Raw genomic sequence first — 7337 nt, 5'->3', positions numbered from 1 at the left:
CGATGACCGAGGCGTTGATGACCTCATGGAAGAGATCGATCATCTCTTTGTTCACTCAACTGCTGAAGCTAACGTGCAAAGCTGAGTCACTAACTGAGAATCACGAAGCCGACCCGCCGATTCAACCCGCGTACACCTTTGATTTTGCCGGGTTTTCAGACGACTCCTCTCCAAAGCTGGAAGTCCTCGGAATGGTGGTTGATAGCTATGACATACAAGACTTTGTGAGATTAGGGGTGGGCGCAAAGACCGATGCAACGCGCTTGGTTGTTGTCCCGACTCGAACCGTATTGCAAGAATTCATCGCCGATTTCCTCAGAGATTACTCCGTCGACGACGCACCAGCCCCGGACGAAGCCGTTGATCATTATAACAAACAACCGAGTCTCGATGCCGCTATCAAGACAATAACAGACGACTTTGGATTCGGTTCACCAATTGCGTTCACAACATTCCAGAAACTCTTAGACAAGTCCCGTACCCCGACAGACGCCCTTGGTGATACGCTCTCCGCGGGAGAGGATTAATGACTCTGCGAGCGAACGAGCGAGACGCCGCCAGGGTCGCGTGCCTCCCGTTAGATTGCCCCGAGGATGTATTATCGACACTCTTCGGGAACGAACCAGCAGGGATTCTCAATGACGCTGATGGCTTCGAAACGTACGTTGAACACGCTGTCGAGCAACACGATATCACGCCAACACCGGGCTACGGTGCCACGGACATCCACGAGTTAATCACGTTCGCAGCTGGTTGCGCGCTTCGCATTCGATACGCTGACCCGCTGACCGGAACGAAATACGAAGCCCGGGAGCCAGACGGGAGCGCCGAACAACGCATGCTACAGCGCCCGTTCGAACAACACCCGGGACTGAATTGGTACGACCGAAACGCACGGCGATTCTACATTGCCTCGGTCACGTCCTTCTACGAAGCGATGGGCCCCGCGATGCAATCCGAGATTGCAGCTGTGCTTTTAGCCCCACCACCTGCCGATACCGCTACGCCGGAGGCCTGCCGAGCGTACGATGGGACTGCCGCCGAAACCGTCCACGAACAGTACACTAATCGCGTGAGCGTCACCGACGACGGCGATGTTCGCATCCCGACAGGCCACGTTACGCGAGCGTGTCAACTCCTCCCGAAACACGCTAATCCCATCGCCGACGCACTCGGCGATGAACTCCCGTACCTGCAGTACGAACATAACGAGCTCGTTATCCCGCAACACCACGTCCGATTAAAACTCGCCGAGTACCTGTGGCACGGCTGGAACCGCATCGTCAACATTGCAGACAACAAGCTCTCACGACCCGAGATCGGACGCCTCATCGATGCCACGCCGGGCGTCACAGAACTCCTCCGTGGACGATTTAAACGCAACAACCCCGTTCTCACTCCGTACTACGGGACAACCGGCACGGAAAACCCGAAGCGCGACTGGAACCTTCGCGGCGACGACGCGCTCAACAACAAACCGCTGCGCATCAACGATAAACGCTTACTCACCGTCGTCGACTGCATCCGAGCCACCCCTGACTTACGCTTCGACGACCCGATTCCAATCGACAAGCTGTGGCACGCACTCCGCTCGTTCTTCCCCGCCCCACACCGCCCCGGAAACGACATCGCCAGTAAACCCGCGCTCCGAAATGCACTCCGTGACGCCGCCCACACGAACATAACCCTCACAGGCCACTCCGACACCGACGAGTCCGCCTGCACTATCCCGTCGCCCGGTTTCGATCCGTACTACCCGACCTGCCGACAGAACCCGTGGGACACGTACCGCTACACCACTGCGAAACACAGTCACGACACACCACCTACCGAGCAACACCGCAACCAACGATTCACGCGCACGCGAACCAGACCAGTTCTCCCACAAAAACACGCACCAACACAACTCACAGCACACGAGACAATACGGCAACGGACACAGCAAACCGCCGTCACGACACCACGAACCGTTTCCACATGCGCCGTCGAACCACGCGTAGACCCGGCGCGAGTACCACAACTCACCCGTGACGAAATCATCTTCCTCACCAAAATTAGTCTCGCCATGGAACGCCGACTCACCGACGCGACACTCACGCAAAGCATGCGGCTACTCCGCCGTGACACCGATGGCACGCAACTCAACGTCGACGAAGCGAAACTCATCGACACCGACTGGCTCGAATCCCACGACGAAACCAACAGCGTCCTCTACAACGTCCCCGCAGACAAACGCCGGCGACTCGGCATCGAAAACATCGCCCACGACGGGTACGGCGAAAAAACGCCGGCTGAAAAAGCACTACATCGGAAAGGCGTCGACCATGTCGCCGCCGCACTCGCTGCGAAAGACGACGTCACGCGCGTCATCAGGTACTGCGACACGTGGCGACTCCGCAACACCGCCTGCGAGCAGGCTCTCCAAGCCAACGACCTCCTCAACACCCGCATCGATGTCATCGCGTTCAATAAGAACACGCCACGGTACGCCGCCGGCATCGAAACCGAATCCAACAAGCCCGAAAAACCCCGCCGCACCCTTAAGAAACTCACCGCCCTCACCGACACCCTCGAAACGAGGTTCGTCGCCCCGAACAACACCCACCTGTGGACACTCATGCGGCAACTCCACCATCCAAAACACCTCAACTTCCCTAGCTTCCCAAACTCCGACGCTGACAACTACAGCCCCGCCAACTGGAGAGACTTCCTCACTGACAAAGGCATTCTCAACAGCAACTTCGACGAACTCCACACATACCGAACCCTCAATAACCACAAACTCAATCCCGACACCAACGATCGACTAAGCAAAATCATTGGCCACGCCTAACCCGACACCCACTGCTTCACCACCCACTATCGCCCACTGAGTTACACCAATCAAAATACAAACACACAACCACCAACGAACAGCCGAAAAAGTGGGTGACTACATCAGTCCCCGGGTGTACATGTATGTGGATTTGGTGACCGTATTTTGAGTTCGGATGACAGCACAGCAGGAATTTTTGGCGCATTTGGTTTGCTTAGCTTCTGTTTGAACATGCGAAGATTGATTCGTTAATAGCCTGGTTTTCTACTATCTCAGAATAACGAGTTAAAAACAGCTAAATTGTATGAAAAATGCTTCTTAGAGAGTCACCAGCATAATCCAGAAGAATCTTGATCTTCTAAGAAATAGAACCGTGCCAAAACCGTTGGAAATGTCCCAAAAACCCGTCTGAAGCGCTAATATCGATATGACGTGATTCTCGGCACCTCACAAACCGTTTGTAGGAATACCGATTCTGATGAACGGGCGTAACGACGAAACAGTCGCCGGCCAGGATGGTGATATTGATACGAGATGTCCATCATCTCGACGGACTCACTATCCTGGCCGGGGTATTAGTCCGGCGCTTGAACTGTTAGCTATATCGGCTCGTTTTCCTGATTGCAGTGCTGCCAACAGCGTAGGATAGAAGGAAACAAAAAGGAAGTGCGGTAGTCAAGTTCAAGCCCTGTTCAGGGCTTACCCTTTTAAGAACCTGGATCTTTTGCCGGTGTGACTCAAAATGCAAACCGATTTAGATCCGATCGCGCCACAGAAAGCAATCGAAATGTACCTGGATGAGCGCAAGGAAGACGCTACGTACTCCACGTGGGATACAATCGACCGGGGGTTGCGTCCGTTCTCTGATTGGAGTGAGGAAGTCTCGCTTGAGAATATGAACGAGTTGACTGGTCGCAAGCTCCGACAGTTCAAGAGCTGGTGTAGGGAAACGACGGGTAATGGCATAGTGAGTCTGAACGGCATATTCGGCGTACTGCGTCGGTTCCTCGTCTACTGTACGAAGATAGAGGCCGTGCCCGTTGGCCTACCGCCCAAAACTCCTGTGCCGAATGTTCCTGATGATAAAGACATCTCTTATGCGAAGCCGAGCGATGAATTAGTCAACGCCGTTTCGGAGTATCTGGAGGTGAACGAGCCGAGTTCCCGTCGGCGCGTCGAGTTTGAAATAATTAAAGAAATCGCGTCCCGTGTCGGCGCTGTCAGGGCAATTGACCTGAAAGACCTGAAACTGGACGAACGCGTTATCAAGTTCCGACACCGCCCGGCAGACTCATTCGATATCAAGGGCACCCCGTTGAAGAACGGGTCTGACGGTGAGCGCAACGTCAATATTTCGGACGAATTGGCAGAGCTCATTCGGTCGTATCTAAACAGCCCTGATCGTCATGACGTCACGGATAAATTCGGACGGGAACCGTTGCTGACCACACCGTCCGGACGGCCGACCGTGGACACAATCCGCAGGGACCTGTACAAATTAACTCGGCCGTGTGAACACTCGAACGAATGCCCGCACGATCGAGAGATTGAGTCCTGTGAGGCGTATCACAATCATCACGCGTCGGAGTGCCCGTCGAGTCACAGCCCGCATCCGCTCCGACGGTGGTCCATCGAGTATCAGATTGACCGAGGGGTGGCCAAAGAACTCCTCTGTGATCGGGTGGACGTATCGGTTCCCGTGCTGAACAAGCACTACGACACGAGATCGAAAGAGCGTCAGCAGAAGCACCGTCTCAAGACGTACGCGAAGTTGTTCGAGGGTTACGGCAGGGATGCGGAGACACTCACCACCGAGGAACTCGTCGACGTCATCTCCGACGACAACGGGATGATTGACCCGCAGGCCGTTATGCAGTTAGCGCAGAGCGACTCCGCCGACGACAACACCGATGAGAATCCCGGAGAGCGAGAGAACGGAGACGACCCGGAGCGCAACAAGAATCAAACTTCCCTGGAGTCTTTCGGCGTCGGACCGAACGCATTCGCCCACCCTGCTGCGGTTCCAGTTGTCAGCGCTGTCTCCCTCGGAGCGTGGATTCCAAACCGACTTCAGAGAGAACTCCAAGACATAGCTCCCGATTCAGAGCCGTCTCCGGTCCCGGATCCTACGCGAGCGGTGAAGGGTGCTGCCGGATACAGTCTCTGCATTGTCCTGCTGGCATTCAACTTAGCGATGATGGGATTGGTTCCGGCCTAACTGTCCTCTGTGATTGAGTTCGGGAATATTCGACTCAGAGGCGAAAACAGTCGTTGAGTCCAGCATAGTGCGTTCGGCGAGCGGCCTCCGGCAGCAACCCAAGAAAAAATATATTCTCTCGAAAAATATTTGTTTGTCTAGTCGGTAGTGTGGGACACATGAGCGACTCGAACCCCTTCCCTGAAGACGATGAATTACCGGATGAAGCGCCGGATCTGACCGGTATCGACCCGTTTGAGGAGGACCCGTCCGACTACGGGGACATCAACGAGTTCGTTGAGGCCGACTGGTCCGAGTCGAAGACGGCCAGGCAGCGAGTGAAAGACGTCATCGTCAGGGCCACCAAGCCCCGGTCGGCCGCAGAGGTCGCAGATCTGGCTGACGTTTCTCCGCCGACAGCGCGGGACGAATTGAACGCGCTCGCGGAGGAGGGAACAGTGCGTGCTGAGTCGACTGACGGCGGACGCGTCTACCAGCGTGATCCCGACTGGTATCGGATCAAACGGATTCGAGAGCTCTCGGAGAAACCGCAGCGTGCTCTCGAAACCACGCTCCGACAGTTGGAAGAGGAGATAGAGGAGTACAAAGACACGCACGGAGTCGACGATCCGGAGGAGCTAATTCTCTCTGATGAGTCCCTCGACGATGAAGCATGGGAAGACATCTCCCATTGGCGTACTGCCTCTGTGGACCGCGAGTACTTACGGATTGCGCTACAGTACGCCAGTCTGGCGGAGTCTGAAGAGGTCATCTTCGACGACGACAGCGGCGAAGACAAAGAACTAAACTCCGCCTGAGTGTAGCCACGGTAATTCATGGCGATGGGGAGCGGGAGTCCGATTGACCAAGACGCGATTCTCTCTGCAGTGAACGTGCTCCAGAAGCGCTTGGGGGACTGCGTCCAGAAAGTACGGTACAAGAATTCCAGGAACGGTCCCTACGAGGAATCACCGATCACCCCTCGGGAAGCGCGAGTGACGATTAGCCCCGGCATCCATCAGAAAGGCGGGTATTTCGACATCCAGTGGTGGCAAAACGGGGACTACAAGTACCACTACCGGGAGCAGGGGCTGGAGTTTAGATTCGGACGCGAAGCCGACAATGCGACCTCTGGCCACCCTGTCCGGCACTTTCACCCGCCAAGTGATCCGTCACAGCATCTCCCTTCGTGTATAGACTCGGGACACCCGCCTGAACGAGTGACACTGGCGGTCATTTCGTGTTGGTTCGCCGTAGCGGAGGCGGGGGATCCGTCGTTGTTGAATTCGCAGAACAATCCGCCGTAATCTCGAAGGGTCGGTGTTACGAAATCTGAGAGTTACTCTTCGCCTGCCTCGACTTCGTGGATTCTGACCGAGTACTGATCGGGGAGGTCGTCTATGAGGACTCTGACTTTCAGGACTCGCTCCTCTGCTGCGAGTTTGCGCATCGATTCGACCTGCCGGCGCTCGAACGACGCGTTCCCGGTTTTGATCTCGCACCAGTAACGCTCTATCAGTCCGTCTTTCCAGCCGTCCCGCGCGATGACGCAGCAGTCCGGGTGCCAGTTGAGGCGACCGACGTCCTCGGGGAGCGCTTTCCCCGAGGCCACATTGAGTCGGAGTCCGAATTCGAGGTCGTCGAGTCGCCCATCGAGGTCCCGCCTGACGAAGTACTCCAATGCGGGAGGTTTGCCACCGGATTTCACGACAGCTTCGCCGAGTGAGCCATAGAGGTTCGCCCCGATGTCGAACGTCCACGTCTTGCCGTCCGTTGATTCGGGTTCCCTGACTGATCGGTCGTACGCTGCCAGTAGGTAGCCATCGACGTCGCTCGGGTCGTTCGGGGCCGCGGACTGAACGCGTAAGGCATCAGACTCGGCCGAGACTTGGTCCGCGAACCGCTCCGCATCTCCCCGGGAGCCAAACGACAGTAATTCACCGTGTTCTTCGTGGACTTGGTTGAGTGGTTCGCTCGCTTCGAGCGCCCCGGGCTTGATTTCGAGCAGGAACCCGCTGTTCTCGTTCGGGAGTATCGGATCGGGATCGATTGTCTCCGGAGTGCTCTCGTCGTTGCTGACCAGATGTCCGTCTCGGAATTTCAACTGGTCGAATTCGTCGTCAGAACCCATCTGATTAGCGAATATAAGAGTCAGACAATAATGCTGGCGGGCTCTGTACTCCTAAACAACTTCTTGCTACAGTTGGGTCGAACACTCTTGATCACAGAGTAATAGAGACTCAGTACCTCACAAAGCGTCACCCACTAATCCGATCTGAGTCACTTCTTCTGTCTCGATGAGCCGTCTGTAGCGGTCGATCTTCG

Annotated in this window: 5 protein-coding genes; 4 read left to right on the top strand and 1 reads right to left on the bottom strand. The window is 55.8% G+C overall.

Annotated features, from left to right (window positions below; all coding sequences use genetic code 11):
• The 4 genes from C442_RS22220 to C442_RS13900 all read left to right on the top strand — a co-directional run.
• A partial coding sequence (locus C442_RS22220; RefSeq protein WP_008311473.1) for a hypothetical protein occupies positions 1 to 527 on the top strand: 527 nt, incomplete at its 5' end.
• The gene (locus tag C442_RS13910) at positions 527 to 2833 is read left to right on the top strand and encodes a hypothetical protein (protein ID WP_008311471.1); all 2307 of its coding nucleotides are present in this window, start codon (positions 527 to 529) and stop codon (positions 2831 to 2833) included. The genes C442_RS22220 and C442_RS13910, both read left to right, overlap by 1 nt.
• Before the next feature lie 769 nt (positions 2834 to 3602).
• Positions 3603 to 5033 (top strand): site-specific integrase, encoded by a 1431-nt coding sequence (locus tag C442_RS13905; protein ID WP_204366251.1) that lies wholly within the window; start codon positions 3603 to 3605, stop codon positions 5031 to 5033.
• Positions 5034 to 5191: 158 nt separating this feature from the next.
• A complete protein-coding gene (locus C442_RS13900; RefSeq protein ID WP_008311468.1) occupies positions 5192 to 5830 on the top strand; it encodes a DUF7342 family protein in 639 nt (212 codons plus the stop codon).
• A gap of 521 nt (positions 5831 to 6351) precedes the next feature.
• On the opposite strand, the gene C442_RS22525 is transcribed toward C442_RS13900, so the two are convergent.
• Positions 6352 to 7143: a hypothetical protein gene (locus C442_RS22525; protein ID WP_008311464.1), complete on the bottom strand. Its 792-nt coding sequence runs from the start codon at positions 7141 to 7143 to the stop codon at positions 6352 to 6354.
• Positions 7144 to 7337 lie beyond the last annotated feature (194 nt).

The sequence above is a fragment of the Haloarcula amylolytica JCM 13557 genome (assembly GCF_000336615.1).
Classification (GTDB): Archaea; Halobacteriota; Halobacteria; order Halobacteriales; family Haloarculaceae; genus Haloarcula; species Haloarcula amylolytica.
Note: the sequence above shows the minus strand (reverse complement) of the source record. Positions and strands in the feature narration are given on the sequence as shown.